At 41.7% G+C, this 16,720-nt stretch carries 12 protein-coding genes and 1 other RNA gene; 11 read left to right on the top strand and 2 right to left on the bottom strand.

Annotation, left to right across the window (positions count from 1 at the left end; genetic code table 11):
• The first annotated feature begins 86 nt into the window (after window positions 1-86).
• From QWT69_RS08170 to QWT69_RS08140, 7 genes are all read left to right on the top strand, one after another.
• Complete coding sequence (locus QWT69_RS08170; RefSeq protein WP_317970767.1) at window positions 87-458, top strand: YppE family protein; 372 nt, start codon at window positions 87-89, stop codon at window positions 456-458.
• Window positions 459-472: 14 nt separating this feature from the next.
• Window positions 473-2,734, top strand: a complete 2,262-nt coding sequence (locus QWT69_RS08165; protein WP_317970989.1) for a DEAD/DEAH box helicase — start codon at window positions 473-475, stop codon at window positions 2,732-2,734.
• On the top strand, window positions 2,724-3,989 hold the full coding sequence (locus QWT69_RS08160) for a ribonuclease H-like domain-containing protein (RefSeq protein ID WP_317970765.1): 1,266 nt from the start codon (window positions 2,724-2,726) through the stop codon (window positions 3,987-3,989). Before QWT69_RS08165 ends, QWT69_RS08160 begins: the two co-directional genes overlap by 11 nt.
• Window positions 3,990-4,088: 99 nt before the next feature.
• Window positions 4,089-4,385, top strand: coding sequence for a cell division regulator GpsB (gpsB, locus tag QWT69_RS08155; protein ID WP_317970763.1), 297 nt, complete (start codon window positions 4,089-4,091; stop codon window positions 4,383-4,385).
• A 75-nt stretch (window positions 4,386-4,460) separates the two neighbouring features.
• An RNA gene (rnpB, locus tag QWT69_RS08150) (RNase P RNA component class B) lies at window positions 4,461-4,845 on the top strand.
• 163 nt (window positions 4,846-5,008) lie between these two features.
• On the top strand, window positions 5,009-6,139 hold the full coding sequence (locus QWT69_RS08145; protein ID WP_317970761.1) for a THUMP domain-containing class I SAM-dependent RNA methyltransferase: 1,131 nt from the start codon (window positions 5,009-5,011) through the stop codon (window positions 6,137-6,139).
• Window positions 6,140-6,206: 67 nt separating this feature from the next.
• Window positions 6,207-8,126 carry an ATP-dependent DNA helicase gene (locus QWT69_RS08140; protein ID WP_317970759.1) on the top strand — a complete coding sequence of 640 codons (1,920 nt, stop codon included), beginning with the start codon at window positions 6,207-6,209 and terminating at the stop codon, window positions 8,124-8,126.
• Between the two features lie 56 nt (window positions 8,127-8,182).
• On the opposite strand, the gene QWT69_RS08135 is transcribed toward QWT69_RS08140, so the two are convergent.
• Window positions 8,183-8,635, bottom strand: coding sequence for a chemotaxis protein CheX (locus QWT69_RS08135; protein WP_317970757.1), 453 nt, complete (start codon window positions 8,633-8,635; stop codon window positions 8,183-8,185).
• 149 nt (window positions 8,636-8,784) lie between these two features.
• Here QWT69_RS08135 and QWT69_RS08130 point away from each other — a divergent pair, with 149 nt between their 5' ends.
• From QWT69_RS08130 to QWT69_RS08115, 4 genes are all read left to right on the top strand, one after another.
• Window positions 8,785-12,384: a dynamin family protein gene (locus QWT69_RS08130; protein ID WP_317970755.1), complete on the top strand. Its 3,600-nt coding sequence runs from the start codon at window positions 8,785-8,787 to the stop codon at window positions 12,382-12,384.
• Window position 12,385: 1 nt separating this feature from the next.
• Window positions 12,386-13,207 carry a sulfurtransferase gene (locus tag QWT69_RS08125; protein WP_317970753.1) on the top strand — a complete coding sequence of 274 codons (822 nt, stop codon included), beginning with the start codon at window positions 12,386-12,388 and terminating at the stop codon, window positions 13,205-13,207.
• A 21-nt stretch (window positions 13,208-13,228) separates the two neighbouring features.
• A complete protein-coding gene (locus tag QWT69_RS08120; protein ID WP_317970751.1) occupies window positions 13,229-13,825 on the top strand; it encodes a metallophosphoesterase family protein in 597 nt (198 codons plus the stop codon).
• A gap of 115 nt (window positions 13,826-13,940) precedes the next feature.
• Window positions 13,941-16,211, top strand: a complete 2,271-nt coding sequence (locus QWT69_RS08115) for an ATP-binding cassette domain-containing protein (protein WP_317970749.1) — start codon at window positions 13,941-13,943, stop codon at window positions 16,209-16,211.
• A gap of 25 nt (window positions 16,212-16,236) precedes the next feature.
• On the opposite strand, the gene QWT69_RS08110 is transcribed toward QWT69_RS08115, so the two are convergent.
• Window positions 16,237-16,650, bottom strand: coding sequence for a ribonuclease HI family protein (locus QWT69_RS08110; RefSeq protein WP_317970747.1), 414 nt, complete (start codon window positions 16,648-16,650; stop codon window positions 16,237-16,239).
• Between the last annotated feature and the right edge of the window lie 70 nt (window positions 16,651-16,720).

Raw genomic sequence — 16,720 nt, 5'->3', positions numbered from 1 at the left:
TAAAGAATACATGTTCGCTGAAGTTTGGTGTCTTTCACACTTTTTTGATAGACTAGAGATAATAAGTTCGGAGAGGAAGTGAATGCATGTTAACTTTACAAGAAAAAACGATCCAACTCCTTGCTGTTTGTGAAGAATGTCTTGAGAGACATACAAAAATGAGAGAAACGGGACATGAGCCAGATTTCTTTACTGAAGTTAAACCATATGCGGATGTAAATCATAGATTACTGGAAGAATGGGCTGATGAGGTACGGGAACTCATCAGGAACGAACGACCAAAATATGTCCACATTCATCAAGTCGAGTCATTGAATGATTCAATGAAGCAGTTTATTGTTCAATCTTTTTATTCAAAGACAGGAAAAAAACGGTTTATCCTTTCCATTAACTCAGCAACATATACATTTAAAACAGTTTTAAAAGCGTTGCAAGATGAAGGGGGAGAGGACAATTGAAAAAAGCAAGTGTCATGGAAGTCGTCGATCGGCTGACAACAGACCCTGAAATCTCTCTGAATATTGTCCATCATGAAAAGATTGAAGGTAAATCTGCAACATATGCTCCGTTTCCAGAACGTCTCCATCCTTCAATTGTTAAAGCTTTGGATAAAAGAGGTATCAAGCAACTATACAGCCATCAACGTGATGCGTTCGACTTGGCAACATCTTCCCAATCGATTACAGCTGTAACTCCCACAGCATCAGGTAAATCCCTTTGTTATCATCTGCCAGTGCTGCAAAGTATCCTGGAAGATGATTCTTCGCGTGCTTTGTATCTGTTTCCTACGAAAGCACTCGCACAGGACCAATTGGCAGATTTGCATAGTTTGATTGAAGATAGCGAAGAAACGATATTAAGTTATACGTATGACGGAGATACGGCGCCGGGTCTTAGAACAAAAGTGCGCAAGTCGGGCCATATCGTTTTGACGAATCCCGATATGCTCCATTCAGGCATATTGCCGCATCATACAAAATGGGTATCGCTCTTTGAAAACTTGAAGTATATCATCATTGATGAGTTGCATACGTACAAAGGGGTCTTTGGAAGTCATGTGGCACACGTCTTAAGAAGATTGAAAAGAATTTGCAATTATTATGGATCTGACCCCGTTTTCATCTGCACATCAGCTACTATTGCTAATCCGAAAGAACTTGCAGAAGCACTAACCAATTCTTCGATGCAGCTCATCACAAATAACGGTGCACCTGCAGGCGTGAAGCATTTCATCTTCTATAACCCTCCAGTTGTTCACAAGACGTTCGGTATCAGACGCAGTGCAATTCTAGAAGTACGTGATATCGCCTCATTTTTATATCGAGAAGGCATTCAGACAATCATTTTCGCGAAAAGTAGAGTACGTGTAGAAATGCTCGTTACTTATATGAAGGAATTGACGAAGAAAAAACTGTTTGACACAACAATCATGGGATACAGGGGAGGATACTTGCCGTCCGAGCGAAGAGTGATTGAAAAACGATTACGTGATGGAGAAATAAAAACCGTTGTCAGTACAAATGCATTGGAACTCGGTATCGATATCGGACAGTTGCAAGCATGTATTATGACGGGTTACCCAGGCAATATCGCAAGCGCATTCCAGCAAGCGGGCAGGGCGGGGAGAAGACAGGATGATGCATTAATCGTCTATGTTGCTCAGTCAATGGCACTGGATCAATACATCATACAACATCCCGACTACTTATTGGGACAGACTCCTGAAGAAGCGAGGATCCATCCGGACAATATGCTGATCTTAATGGATCATCTGAAATGCGCTTCTTTTGAATTACCTTTTACAATGACTGAACTATACGGGGAGTTCGAAGTCCAAGAACTTCTTGCTTATTTAGAAAGTGAAGGAATTCTCGTAAAGACGTCTGATAAATGGCATTGGATGACGGATCGGTTTCCAGCAAGTGAAATTAGTTTACGTTCAGCTTCTCAAGAAAATGTTGTCATCATCGATAAAACAGTTCCAAAAGGTACGGTTGTCATCGGAGAAATGGACAGATACAGTGCTATGACACTTTTGCATGAAGAGGCAATCTATATTCATCAAGGCAAGCAATACCAAGTGGAACTGCTAGACTGGGAAGAGAAGAAAGCATACGTCAGAGAAGTAGATGTCGATTATTATACAGATGCTAATTTGGCCGTCGAGTTAAAAGTAATTAGCGAGGATGAAACAGCTCTAGTCGGAAAAGCAATAGTCGCATACGGAGATATAGCCGTTTTGGCGATTCCTACAATATTTAAAAAAATTCGGTTTGACTCACATGACAATATCGGTTCGGGTCCGATTTCTTTACCAGCAGAAGAACTTCATACATCATCTACATGGTATTCATTTGATACACCAGACGGTTGGAAAGAGTCCGATTTAACGGATGCTCTAACCGGTGCAGCGTATGCTATACAATCTTTCATTCCGCTATTTGTCCGATGTGACCGCTCTGATATTCATGTCGTCCCTCAAGTGAAAGCTGTTCATACAAATCGACCGACGATTTTTATATATGACAGCTATCCTGGTGGAATCGGTTTAAGTGAGAAGATATTTACGAGATGGGAAGAATTATTAACTATGGCTGCTGAACATGTTCGCAATTGCAGATGTGATAATGGTTGTCCGGTATGCATTGGGGCTCAAGAAGAAGGGATACGAGTGAAACAGGATGTATTATCTCTTCTTCGCGCATTAACTGGGGGACGTAAACATGTCATATGAAGCAAAACTAATGCAGATGAAGAAGCTGGTGAAGAAGAAAGCCCCTTTGCCGCTGGAAAATCAACCTGATCGAGAACACGTTATCCCACCTTCACCATCTTATGAGGATCGATGGCTCAGTGCAGGGCTAGTGAAAGAAGAAAACGAATATGGATCCGTCTATAAGCGAGTTATCAATTATAAGCCGGGCTATGAACACGGAAACTATGAATTGGCGAGTTTACTTCATACGGTTGAACGATGGGGGAAAGCGAAAGAAGACCATCCGCTTGCACCAGACTTCAAAAGGCCTCTCGTCTTTTTCGATACAGAAACAACAGGACTTAAAGGCGCAGGCACCCTCATCTTCCTTATGGGCTTCATTGAATACACTGATACTTCATTCACGTTGACACAATATGTACTTCCCGGGCCTGACCATGAAGCAGCATTTCTCTATGCTACGAACTTGTGGAAGTATCCGATGTCGGTTGTCATGTATAACGGTAAAAGTTTTGATATGCCACAAGTCCAAACAAGATGGACAATGAACAGGAATACACTTCCACCTTTGCTCAAACACACTGAAATCGATTTATTGCACGGTTCCAAAAGGATTTGGAAAAATGAAATGGATACTTTTAAACTGACTGCAGTCGAAGAGGAGCAACTTGGTTTTTTCCGTGAAGGGGACATTCCCGGTTATATGGCACCCATCATCTATCAGGATGCCGTGAAAAACGGTCGTGCAGAAATGTTAATGAAAGTACTTCTTCACAATGAATGGGATATACTGTCGCTTGTCACGTTATATATCCGTACCACTGATATGCTTTTACTCGACTCGACCGAAGCATCTTCAAATGCGGATACGAATATTGGGAAATGGTTCACCGATCTGAAATCTTATGACCGAAGCAAAGAGATTCTTAGCAGAGTCATTTCGGAATATGGAAACGATGAGCCTCGCGCACATTATCACATCGGTTTCATATTGAAAAGAGATGCGCATTATTCAAAAGCGGTTGATTCATTCACGATAGCCGCAAATGGATTATCCGGAAGAGAAAAAATTATCGCATATGAGGAATTGGCCAAACTGTATGAGCATAAGATGAAAGAGTTGCAATCGGCTTTAAAATGGACTAAAAACGCCCGAGAGCTTTTAGAGGAAGGTACAGATATTTCTGAACGCTTCAAAAAAAGAATGCGAAATAATTTTGAGCACCGGGAAATGAGATTGATGAAGAAACTATTTCCCGGGCAAGCGCAGTAACCGACATAAAACGTGTTTATCCATCGAAATAGAAAGACAAGGAAGTACAAATTATGCTATAATTACGTCATGTAAACATAGATGGAAGGACGTTATTTCATGGAAATAAAACTAGATTCTAAAACGATTCTTGAAAAAGAGTTCAAAACCGGCATGCGAGGCTATAACCAAGAAGATGTGGACTTGTTCCTGGACCAAGTCATTCAAGATTATGAAGCTTTCAAAAAGAACATTTCCGAATTGCGTATGGAAAATGAGAAGTTGAAGGATGAACTGGCTATCGCTGCAAAACGTCCTGCGACTACAAATACCAATACGACGAATTTCGATCTCTTAAAGCGAATCTCAAACTTGGAGAAACACGTCTTTGGCAGTAAGTTATATGAAAACGAATAAACAGCTTCAATAGAAATATAAGCTAAGCCATTGATTTTTGTTGAAAAAAGGATTATACTGTTGAAACCATAGTGTAAATTCAGGTAATCGCTGCAACTTACGTTGTAGAGGAAAGTCCATGCTCGCACGGTTCTGAGATGACTGTAGTGTTCGTGCTCGGCGAAAAGATAAGCCGGGGCTTCGCGCTTGCGCGTTGACGGCGGGGATAAATCCTACGTTTGTTTCGACAAATATGGATGAGGTTCCCTGAAAAGTGCCACAGTGACGTAGCTGTTCCGGAAACGGTTCAGATGGAACGCGGTAAACCCCATGAGCGAGAAACCCAAATTATGGTAGGGGCACTCTTCTGAAGGAATTGAACGGATGAAGGGACAGACCCAGTCTGTAGATAGATGATTACCGCCCTAAGTACGAGGCGAAAGCCGTTTGAGTACACGGGAACAAAACATGGCTTATCGAATTTACGATGGTTTTATACAACAATCAATGCTCTCCTTCTGTTTTGGAGAGCATTTCTTCATTTGACAGAATATGAATGGATTTCATTTCCTTTCACACACTACATATACGTGAGAAAGTTAACTATACTATTTCCCGATGGACAGAATTGGAGTTGAGAAGGCATGACAAACTATAAATTGGTTGCAACTTCAGCAATGGGACTTGAATCCATCGTTGCGGATGAAGTAAAGGAATTGGGTTTCCAGACAACTACTGAAAACGGAAAAATCTATTTTGAAGGTGATGAAACCGCAATCGCTAAGACGAATATGTGGCTACGCGTTGCAGATCGTGTCCGGATTATCGTAGGCGAGTTTAAAGCAACGACATTTGATGAGCTGTTCGAACAGACAAAAGCATTACCTTGGGAACAGTATTTACCTGTAGATGCTGAATTTCCAGTAGCGGGAAAGTCCGTTAAGTCCATTTTATATAGCGTTCCCGATTGCCAGGCAATCGTTAAAAAGGCGATTGTCGACAGATTGAACAAGGCATACGGACGTACTGGTTTTCTGGATGAGACAGGACCTTTGTTCAAATTAGAGGTTTCAATTCTTAAAGATAAAGTTACCCTTACAATCGATTCAAGTGGAACTGGACTGCATAAACGCGGCTATCGGATGAGCCAAGGTGATGCCCCATTGAAAGAAACACTTGCAGCAGCACTTGTCAAATTGACTCGTTGGAATCCCGATCGTCCATTTGTAGATCCTTTTTGCGGTTCTGGTACAATCGCCATCGAAGCAGCAATGATCGGACAACAGATTGCTCCTGGTTATAATCGCGAGTTCAGCAGTGAACATTGGCCGTGGATGGATCAAGCCATTTGGGACCGGGTTCGCGAAGAGTCTGAAGATCTTGCCAAATACGATCAACCGCTTGATATTAAAGGTTTTGACGTAGATCCACGAATGATCAAAGTTGCTCAACAGAATGCCGTTGAAGCAGGATTCATGGATCTTATTCAGTGGAAACAGGGCGATATTCAAGATTTGACACTGGAAGGTATTAACGGTGTGCTAGTAGGTAACCCTCCTTATGGGGAACGTTTAGGAGAACTTGAAGAAGCCGAGGAACTGACAAGTATTCTTGGCTCTATCATGGAGAACTATCCGAGTTGGTCTGTCTACATGTTATCCTCATTGGAAAACTTCGAGACAATGTATGGCAAGAAGGCTACAAAGAAACGGAAATTATTTAATGGCTTTATCAGAACCGATTTTTATCAATATTGGGGTCAACGACATAAATGAGTAGAAACTGACGGAAGAGGCCATCCCTCTTCCGTTTGTATGTGCACTGAGTAAAGGAGATGTTCTGATGGGCAATAAAATGCCATTTGCGTTATCAAAAGAAAAGTCTTTCTATGAATCACTGAATGACTGGATTGGCGATACATTATATGATGATCTAACAGAAAAAGGTTTCGAATGCAGGGACGAACAAATTTTCATGGCATTTCAGATTGAACAGGCACTAAAGGAGAAAAAAGTGTTATTGGCAGAAGCTGGAGTCGGTACAGGGAAAACAATCGCTTATTTGCTCCCTGCAATCGCGTATGCGAGATACACTGGAAAACCTGCTCTTATTTCATGTGCAGACGAAACCCTCATAGACCAACTTGTAAAAAAAGAAGGCGATATTCATAAAATAAGTGAAGCGCTTAATATTGATATAGATGTGCGACTTGCTAAGGCGAGAGACCAGTATGTCTGTTTGAAACGACTTGATGATACACTCGACGCGACGGATGAGGAATTTGCAGAGATTGTCCATAGTGAACTGCCTGAATTTGTGAATGGTAATGGGTCACTTCAATCCATTTACCCATATGGTGAACGCTCAGATTATCCAGATTTGAACGATGCGCAATGGAATTCAATCAATTTCAATCCTATCCAACAATGTTCAGCTTGCGATGTGAGAAATAGATGTGGCCAAACAATCCATCGGAACCATTACCGTGATTCGGCAGACCTCGTTATCTGTTCACATGACTTCTATATGGAGCATATTTGGACGAAAGAATCTAGAAAACGCCAAGGGCAATTAGCATTGCTTCCAGATGTTTCAATGATTGTTTTTGACGAAGGTCATTTGCTCGAATATTCCGCACAGCGTGCATTGACGTATGAAGTCCAAAATCAGACATTATTAAATCTATTGGAACGGATCATGGTAGATGGGATTAGGGAAGAGACATTACAATTAATGGAACGTCTAATTGATGTACACGAACATTTCTTCCGACTATTGAAATCGAACTCTCAAACGAGCCATGATGAGCGGATCGCTATCAGTAAAAGTGAGGAACTGCTCGCGACAGGAAAAGAAGCTGTTTCCATCTCTACAGATCTTCTGGAGGAGTTTGTCTTTGATGGGGAATTGTATATCATTCCAGAATATGATTTGAAGATGGTTGAAGAGTATCTAGAGCAGTATATCTTCTCAATGGAGCTATTCATATCAGAAAATGATGTCGTTGACTGGCTTGAAAAGCGCGAGGATGAAGTGACATTAATTATCATGCCTCGTCTAGTTACAGATATTTTGCAGGAGAAGCTATTTTCGTCAAATATTCCAATTGTTTTTTCTTCAGCAACATTCTCCGTAGAAGAGGATTTCACTTATATACTCGATAGTCTAGGAATTGAAGATTTCTTATCTTTTTCGGTAGAATCGCCATTTGACTATGAAGAAAAGATGCAGGTCATTGTAACGGATGTCGTAGAAAACGGAAAATCCAGGCATGTGGAAGATTTGTTGCAAGATGAACAGCAAACCTTGCTGCTATTCAAATCTGAACAGTCTATGTTGGATTTCCAAAGTCAGCTCACTGAAGAGCATACGAAACAGATTGCTTTTGAAGGTGATCGAGAGCTGTCAGCGATGATACGTGATTTCCAACAGAAAAATGTATCCGTTTTATGTTCATACCATTTGTGGGAAGGTCTTGATGTTCCACAGGATGCGTTAACGCGGGTGATCATATACGATTTGCCATTCCCGCCACATGATCCATTATTTGATGCTCGCAGGAAAAATGCAGAAAAACCATTTGAAGAAGTTGATTTGCCATTTATGCTTCTTCGATTAAGACAAGGATCCGGCCGGCTGATCCGGACATCAGATGATTATGGTTCTGTGCATATCTTGCTCGAAGGTAAGGAACAAGAGATGAAAGATATCATTTCGAGGTTATTCCCTGTAGAGATTCAATTGACTGCTGCCGCATTATAAAATAGAAGCTGTCTTCCGTACCAGTGCAAACTGGTCAAAGACAGCTTTTCTCATTTTCATTCATCAATTGTCAGCAGAATATTCATTATAGAGCCGCTGTCGAACTGAACAGGCAACTTAAAAGCCTTTTTGAAACCATAGAACTTTGTATTGCCTGTCATGACCGTCGGAGTAGAAATATCCAGTATAAAATCATCCGATTCCAATACCGTACATAAATTTCCGGCGACCATATTGCCAAGCTCGCCTGTAAACGATTCAATCATCTCGCCTTCGATGATCATTCCAAACATCGATTGGCCTATAAGATCTATCAATTCTATATTCGTATCCAATATCAATCTGCCTTTAATAGCACCTACAATATGTATGAGAACACTTAGCTCTTTCTGTTCATATGGCTCGCTAGTTAGGACGGGGGCCAATACATTGAAGTTTAAAGGAACAATATTCGTCAATGAAGTGATGGTACCATTTAACACTTTTTGTATATTGACAGCAGCACTCATTTGGACACCTCCCATAAAAAAAGTATATAGTCTAATAATACCATGATAAAGGTCGTTAGTATAGATGAAAGTAGGATGACTTTTATAGGTAGTTAGAATGTGTAAAGATGTTATGATAGAAAGAGAATTGAAAGAAGGGTCGAAAACCAATGCATACTACTGACATACTGAAAAGAACATCGATTCATGGCGAGCTTTTCATAGAGAGCCATGACGAGGAACGATTTAAAAAAGCTGCTTCACTAGCGGAGAAATTGATTGACGAAGAATTCGTTATCGGTTTTGCGGGCCACTTTTCGGCCGGCAAATCCTCCATGATTAACGCATTGACTGGAGAGGATCTTTTACCTTCCAGCCCCATTCCTACGAGTGCAAATATTGTTAAAGTGAAAAAGACTGAACAAGAATATGTCATTATCCACAAAACAGATGGCGCAACAGTGAAATTGGATGGGCATGGTTTCCCCGATGCTATTAAGGCATTTAGTAAAGATGGAGCAGAAATTGCATTAATTGAAATTGGTCATCCAAATTCTGCTTTGCCTGAAGCAATCACTGTGATGGACACGCCAGGTGTAGATTCTACTGATGATGCACATAGGATGTCTACAGAATCAGCGCTTCATCTTGCGGATCTTGTGTTTTACACGATGGATTACAATCATGTCCAATCTGAACTAAACTTCAAATTCACGAAAGAATTACTTCGGTATAATCCGAATGTCTATTTGATTATCAACCAGATTGATAAACACCGTGACAGTGAATTAAGTTTTTCTGATTTTAAAAAGTCTGTTGAAGATTCTTTCCGATTATGGGGCGTTGAACCGAAGGCTATTTTTTATACATCTCTTCGTGACCAGGAGCACCCACATAATGATTTCAAAAAAGTGAAGTCCATAGTTGATGGCTCCATCTCCAATTGGGAAGCGCATTTTCTAGACAATGCAGACCAATCACTGCTCAAGTTACAAGAAGAACATCTTGCATTCCTGCAAGACGAACTTGAAGAACGAAAATCTGTCTATGCAGAAATTGTTGCGGAAGATGAGTGGCACCTCTACAAAGAAATCGCTGCTGACGTCAAGGAGTTGAAAACGCGCGCATCTCTCTTAGGCAGTAACGAGTTTTATGCTTCTTTTGAAAGTGAGCGCAATGAACTACTCAGAAATGCCTCCATCAGCCCATTCGAAACACGCGAATTGATGAAAGCGTATATCGAATCTAAATCACCTCGGTTCAAAGTAGGGTTGTTGTTCGGTGCGAAGAAAACAGCAGAGGAACGGGATAGAAGAAGATCCGAATTTGACCGCAACCTTTCGGATCTGGTTCATACGCAAATAGAAGTTCATTTGAAAGCGTTGATGAAGAACACATTGAAACGAGCGGGTTTAATGACAGATGAACGCTCCATTGAAATCGATGAAATGGATATGAGTATCCCGTTCGATGAAATTGACCAGCATCTCCCAGTATCTGATGTTATGACGGGTGACACTGTACTCAACATGGCTGAGCAGATGAAAACGGGGATCCAACAGATTCTTAAAAAACGAACAGATGCATGGAAAATGAAAATGTCTGAGATTGCTGCAGATGCAGGAAACGAGCATATTGAACATTTGCTACACACTGTACAGACACTTGAAACGAAACTAAATGCTATTGCGCATGTCGAAAAAATCAATATGCAATTGACCACATACATAAATAGCTGCTCGAACCCATCTGTTGACCTTCTTAAAAAAAGTGAGTTGTTATTGGATAAATGGACAAAAAAACCAGAAATTGAAATAGTCGACTTAAATTCACTTGAGACAAACGAAGTGAGTCAAAGTGTAGCCAATCAACAAACAGAAGACCAGATTGCATACATGACATCTTCTTATACGGATGCCGGAATTGTAATTGAACAAGCGCAACGAATTGCTGATGCTGTTATGGACATTCCAGGATTCCTTGAAACAGCGCACTATCTTAAAAATAAATCAGAACGGCTGGCCGAGCAGGAATTCACCGTTGCGTTATTCGGAGCTTTCAGTGCTGGGAAATCTTCGTTTTCAAATGCACTTATCGGTGACCGCGTATTGCCGGTGTCTCCGAATCCAACGACTGCAGCTATCAACCGGATTCGCCCCGTCATGGACGGTAAAGAAGATCGCACAGCAGATGTTCATTTAAAATCAGAACAGCAGATGCTTGAGGATGTAGCGTTTTCGTTTGAAGCTTTAGGCATACCACTTACATCGTTAAAAGAAGCATTTGACCGTTCGGATGAAGTGCTTACAAAAGAACTCGATGACGAAAGCTTGCATATCCATAAGACGTTTATACGTGCTTTCCAAAAAGGATATCCTATCTATCACGGAAGTCTTGGACAGTCGATGAATGTAAATCAAGTTGAATTCACTCGTTTTGTTGCAGAAGAAGACCGTAGCTGTTTCGTCGATTCAATTGATTTGTTCATTGATTGTGCATTAACTCGTCAAGGGATTACATTAGTAGACACTCCGGGCGCCGACTCAATCAATGCACGTCATACGGACGTAGCTTTTGAATATATCCGTAATGCGGACGCAATCTTGTTCATTACTTATTATAATCACGCTTTTGCTAGGGCAGACAGAGAATTCCTTATCCAGCTTGGGCGGGTGAAAGATGCTTTTGAATTAGATAAGATGTTCTTCATCGTGAATGCAATTGATCTCGCTTCAAACGAAGAGGAAGCGGAAGCGGTAAAATCTTTTGTTGAACAGGAGCTAACTGCATTCGGAATCCGTCATCCACGAGTTCACGGAATCTCAAGTCTTCAGGCATTGGACGCAAAACTTGCTGGCAATGAAGATCCTTTCATGCAAGTGTTTGAGAGCCATTTTGAACATTTCTTAAAAGATGATCTGAAAGGTCTGGCTATCCAAGCGCTAGAAGAAGAGGTGGAAAAGACCATTCACCGTCTGGCTACATTGATTGAGCGGACAGAATCAAACCGGACTCGTAAAGCGGAACGGCTAGCTGAACTCAATCGGTTGGAGCAAGAAATCAGAACTCACTATATGCATAGCTTTGCAGAAGTGATCCGCAAAGCTTCCATTAATGAATTGAACGAATTGGTGTATTATATTTTACAACGGGTATTCCTGCGCTTTGGAGATTTCTTCAAAGAAGGCTACAGCCCGTCAACATTTGCGAACCATTCGACCGAGAAAGCGCTGACTATGGCTTTGAACGAGACTGTGCAGATGGTCGGGTTTGACTTGACCCAGGAATTGAAAGTGACAAACTTGCGCATGTTGAATTTCATGAACAAACAGCTGAAAGAGCGTCAACGCACTGAAATGCGCCGGTTAACTGACATCGACCAGTCAATTTCTCCATCTCCTTATGAGCCGGATGATGCTGACATGCTTTCATTCAAATCACCTTTCGAAAAACCTTCCGTCTACAGCGGCGTCAACCGGCTATTTAAAAACCAGAAGGCATTCTTTGAAAAGGGTGAAAGACTCATCTTACGGGAGCAATTGGAGGAACGTTTGAAGCAAGACTCATCCCTCTATTTAGGTAATGAAAAAGAACGAATTGAACAATGGGCGGAACAATGGATTGAAGGGGAATCTGAAGGTCTTCGGAAGCATCTGTTGAATCAAAGTGTCCAACAGATTGAATCAGAACGAGCCTTGTTGTCTGACAGCGAACAATTGGAAGAATGGCGTACAACCTATGAAAAAATACGACTGAAGGAGTCTGACTGAAATGACAAAAGTTTTCACATCAATTACCGAAGTGGCAATCGATGAAGTGAAGTGGATCGATACACGTTTTTCATTGCAGGATAAGTCATCTGGTCGAAAGAAATTTGAAGAAAGCCATATTTCAGGGGCTGTGTATTGGGATCTAGAAGAGGACTTGTCCGATATGTCTAAAAAGCAAGGTAGGCATCCGATGCCGAGTAAAGATTCCCTAACCGTCCTTTTTAGAGCAAGTGGACTCCAACTGAATGATAAAATCATCATTTACGATGATGGAGGGAGTCCTTTTGCAGCAAGAGCTTGGTGGATTTTGCAATATGCGGGGTTTACTAACTCTTTTATTCTCCTAGAAGGTTTTGAACAGATTCGCTCCACGGGTATTGCAATTACGGATGAACTTTCAGCTCCCGATAAATCAGACGTGGTGCCTATTTGGAACGAAACTATTTTCGCTTCCCGGCAATTCGTTGAACGGACAGTCGCTGGAGAAACGGGTAATGTCCTATTGGACGCACGGTCGGGTGAAAGGTATAGAGGTGAGGTAGAACCAATCGATCCGATTGCAGGACACATTCCGGGTGCACTGAACTTCGACTGGGAAGCTTTAAAAAAGAATGGACAGTTTTCAATGGATCCGCATGTGAAAGAACAACTTTCACATGTAGTAGATAAAAGCGATCATATCACTGTCTATTGCGGAAGTGGTGTGACAGCCGCTCCGTTATATGCCATGCTCAAACAAAATGGCTATGACAATGTGAATGTATATATTGGTAGTTATAGTGATTGGATTTCAAGAGACAAGATTGAAGTGGAACAAAGCTAACGAAGATGGAGGTAGTTGCATATGCGATACGCAATCATCGGAGACATACACTCAGCCAAACAAGATTTGGAGAAAGTTTTGGCTGATATTCGTAAAATAGCACCCGACGCTGCTTTAGTCAGTACTGGTGATTTATTCGAATGCACGATTAGTAAACGTCGTATGACTGACAAAAAGTTTGAATTCCTTACCGATGTTATGCTTTTACCTGACGGCTTCGTTGAATTATTGACTTTTCCATCCGTTATTGGGAATCAGGAAGAACGTATCCTTTTCATTACGGAAACGGAAGATCCACTTCTCGGCATGTTGTCTGCCATGCCCGAACGGATGGAATTGGGTGCTGCAGAGATTATTCACGGCCATCAATTCGAATGGGGCGGTGACCCGTGGTCGCTACTAAAAGCGGAAGTTACCAAACCGTTGACGTTTTATGGCCATAGTCATCGCTCAGGCATGATTTGTGAAGGGGTAGAAGATGAACAGGTGAACTTCGGAAAAACGTATAAAATGGACAATCGACAGACCTTGGTGAATGTCGGCGCGGTCATCCACGATCGGGAATGGGTTTTATATGACAGTATTAGCAATACTGTTATGTTTATGAAAACACAATAAAACAATGAGCATTTACCTTTGGCATATGGCCAACTGGTAAATGCTTTTTAGCCTCTCCAATGGGAGTAAATATGCGAAAACAGGGAAACTCTTTAGTAACTGGGAGGGTGATACTGTGTCAGATAGTAAAGATGCTATTATTTTAAAAGGGCTTAAAGAAAATAATTTAAAAAATATTGATCTAACGATTCCTAAAGAAAAAATTATTGTCTTTACTGGCCTATCAGGCTCTGGTAAAAGTTCTGTCGTTTTTGATACATTAGCTACTGAGAGCCGAAGACAGATGACGATGAACTATCCTTTTTACGTTCGCTATCAAATGCCCAGGTACGAGCGGCCCCATGCAGATTTCATGCGAAATTTAAGTCCAGTTGTCGTTGTCGAACAAAGACCAATCAGTGGGAATTCCCGTTCAACAGTCGGCACCTATATGGATATTCATCCATTGATCCGACTGCTATTTTCAAGAATCGGTGATCCTTTGATAGGTTCGGCCACAGATTTTTCAAGCCAAAGTTCTTTTGGTAGATGTCCCGAGTGCAGTGGATTCGGTGAGGTCGTTTCACCAGATCTCAATAAAATCCTCAATGTCAACAAATCACTTCGGGATTACGCCGTACAATTTAAACCACTATCCCCCTCGGGTTGGCAAGGAAGATGGATGATAACTGGCGGGTTATTTGATCCTGATAAGCCGCTAAAAGAGTATTCCGAAGAAGATTTTCGACTATTCGTCCATGGTCCACGAGAAGGGGAGCGGGTGTTTGCTCCTTTCCATACAAAAAACGGACCACAAGATCATGAATGGGATGGTTTATTGCCCAGGTTTACGCGTCTTTATATAAACAGAGATGTTACAAAGTTGAAGCAGGTATCCCAAGAAGATGTACTGGCAGTATCAACACATAGTTTATGCCCGATGTGTTTAGGTTCAGGACTCAATCCGAAAGTATTGGCGTCTAAGATAAATGGTTACAATATAGCGGAATACGACCAATTGGAGTTGACGGACTTACTTAAGGAACTGGCTGTTGTAGATGATCCAATCGGAGCGTCTATAGCTCAGCAAGCTATACCGCCAATCAAGCAATTGATCGAATTAGGTTTAGGTTATTTGAGCCTTTCACGAAAAATGGGCACATTGTCTGGCGGCGAAGCGCAACGTGTTAAAATTGCCCGTCATCTAGGAAGCAGTCTTAATAATATGACCTATATCTTCGATGAACCTAGTGCGGGACTTCATCCCGAAGAGGTGGATATGTTAATCCAGATGCTCCAAACAATTAAAGCCAACCATAACACGGTAATCGTGATTGAACATGATGCTTCTGTAATTAGAGTGGCAGATGAAATTATTGAGATGGGTCCAGGGGCAGGCGTAAGTGGTGGGGAAGTTGTGTATCAAGGTGTACTTCGGGCGCTCGAAAACTCTTCTACCTCAACTTCACAATTGCTTAATCATAAAGTGAGCATCAATAAAACAACGAGACAATCCGAAAGCTATTTCACTATTACGAAAGCAGATGACAATAACTTGAAGGATGTAACGATACATATTCCTAAGCATGTATTCGTTTCAATTTGCGGCGTTTCAGGTTCCGGTAAAAGTTCCCTGATGTTTGATGCATTCGCAAGTCGCCACCCTGAAACTATTCAAGTTAGTCAAGGACGTATCGGCATTTCAAGTCGTTCCACGATGGCTACTTATATGGGAATCATGGATGATGTGCGGACAATATTTGCAAAAGAAACAGGACAGCCAGCAGGTCTATTCAGTTTCAACTCGATTGGGGCATGTCCTGTCTGTGAAGGAAAGGGTGTAACAACTCCTGACGTCGCATTTGCAGATCCCGTCACAGTAACATGCGAAGCCTGTCAAGGACTGCGGTATTCAGACGAAGCCTTGTCCTTTGTGTACAAAGGAAAAAATATTGCGGAAGTTCTGGAGTTAACAATTGTTGAAGCTATGGATTATTTTATATTGCCCAAAATCATCAAACGACTGAACACACTGCTAGATGTCGGATTAGACTATCTGACGTTAGGACAGACGACAAGCTCCTTAAGCGGTGGCGAAATCCAACGGTTGAAGCTTGCTAGCCATCTGCAAAATGAAGGCCAAATCTACCTATTGGATGAACCGTCCTTAGGACTTCATCTTAGAGATAATGCAAAACTGCTGGAGTTATTTCAGAGGCTCGTCAATCGGGGTAATTCCGTTATTATTATTGAACATAACCTCGATTTCATAGCAGCAAGCGACTGGGTAATTGAGCTTGGTCCTGGGGGAGGGAAGCAAGGTGGACAGATCATTTACGAAGGGACGCCTGAACAGATGTTGGCCGCCGATACTTCTACAGCTAAATGGTTGAGGAAGGAAGTCTGAACAGGTTCAGACGCCTTTCGGCTAGTCAAAGATCCCCATCAATCCTTGACGGCTTCTCTTTATGAATCGCTTGGCGGGCGAGACTGTCCGCTGTGCGGTTTTCTGCATCCGGAATCCATTTTATAAAGAAAAAATCGAACTTCTTCGTTATAGCTAGTATTTTATGTAAAATCTCCTTATGCAGTTCGTTTTTCACAAACTCATTTTCCACCGCTGAAACGACGGCTTTTGAATCGGAGCGGGCCGATACGATGCCTGTCGTAAGGTTCTCTGTCTCTTCAAGACCTCTAAGAAGAGCAGTGAATTCAGCTGTATGATTATTCGTTGGTTCAATCGGCTCTGAAATCCTCAGTTGGCGCCCTTCACCTTTAATATAAATTCCAATACCGCTCTTACCTGGATTACCGGCACTCGCGCCATCGACATACAACTCGATCATCGTTAGTCACTCCTTACATATAGTTGCAACTGATCGGAATGCATACTAAAATGGATGAATGATCCGATCG

Source organism: Sporosarcina oncorhynchi, assembly GCF_033304615.1.
Taxonomy (GTDB): Bacteria; Bacillota; Bacilli; order Bacillales_A; family Planococcaceae; genus Sporosarcina; species Sporosarcina oncorhynchi.
The sequence above is the reverse complement of the archived record's forward strand: the minus strand, read 5'-3'. Positions and strand labels throughout refer to the sequence as shown.

Coding starts and splice junctions, on each gene's coding strand:
- QWT69_RS08170 (WP_317970767.1), top strand. CDS start 87: ATGTTAACTTTACAAGAAAAAACGATCCAACTCCTTGCTGTTTGTGAA.
- QWT69_RS08165 (WP_317970989.1), top strand. CDS start 473: ATGGAAGTCGTCGATCGGCTGACAACAGACCCTGAAATCTCTCTGAAT.
- QWT69_RS08160 (WP_317970765.1), top strand. CDS start 2,724: ATGTCATATGAAGCAAAACTAATGCAGATGAAGAAGCTGGTGAAGAAG.
- gpsB (WP_317970763.1), top strand. CDS start 4,089: ATGGAAATAAAACTAGATTCTAAAACGATTCTTGAAAAAGAGTTCAAA.
- QWT69_RS08145 (WP_317970761.1), top strand. CDS start 5,009: ATGACAAACTATAAATTGGTTGCAACTTCAGCAATGGGACTTGAATCC.
- QWT69_RS08140 (WP_317970759.1), top strand. CDS start 6,207: ATGGGCAATAAAATGCCATTTGCGTTATCAAAAGAAAAGTCTTTCTAT.
- QWT69_RS08135 (WP_317970757.1), bottom strand. CDS start 8,635: ATGAGTGCTGCTGTCAATATACAAAAAGTGTTAAATGGTACCATCACT.
- QWT69_RS08130 (WP_317970755.1), top strand. CDS start 8,785: ATGCATACTACTGACATACTGAAAAGAACATCGATTCATGGCGAGCTT.
- QWT69_RS08125 (WP_317970753.1), top strand. CDS start 12,386: ATGACAAAAGTTTTCACATCAATTACCGAAGTGGCAATCGATGAAGTG.
- QWT69_RS08120 (WP_317970751.1), top strand. CDS start 13,229: ATGCGATACGCAATCATCGGAGACATACACTCAGCCAAACAAGATTTG.
- QWT69_RS08110 (WP_317970747.1), bottom strand. CDS start 16,650: ATGATCGAGTTGTATGTCGATGGCGCGAGTGCCGGTAATCCAGGTAAG.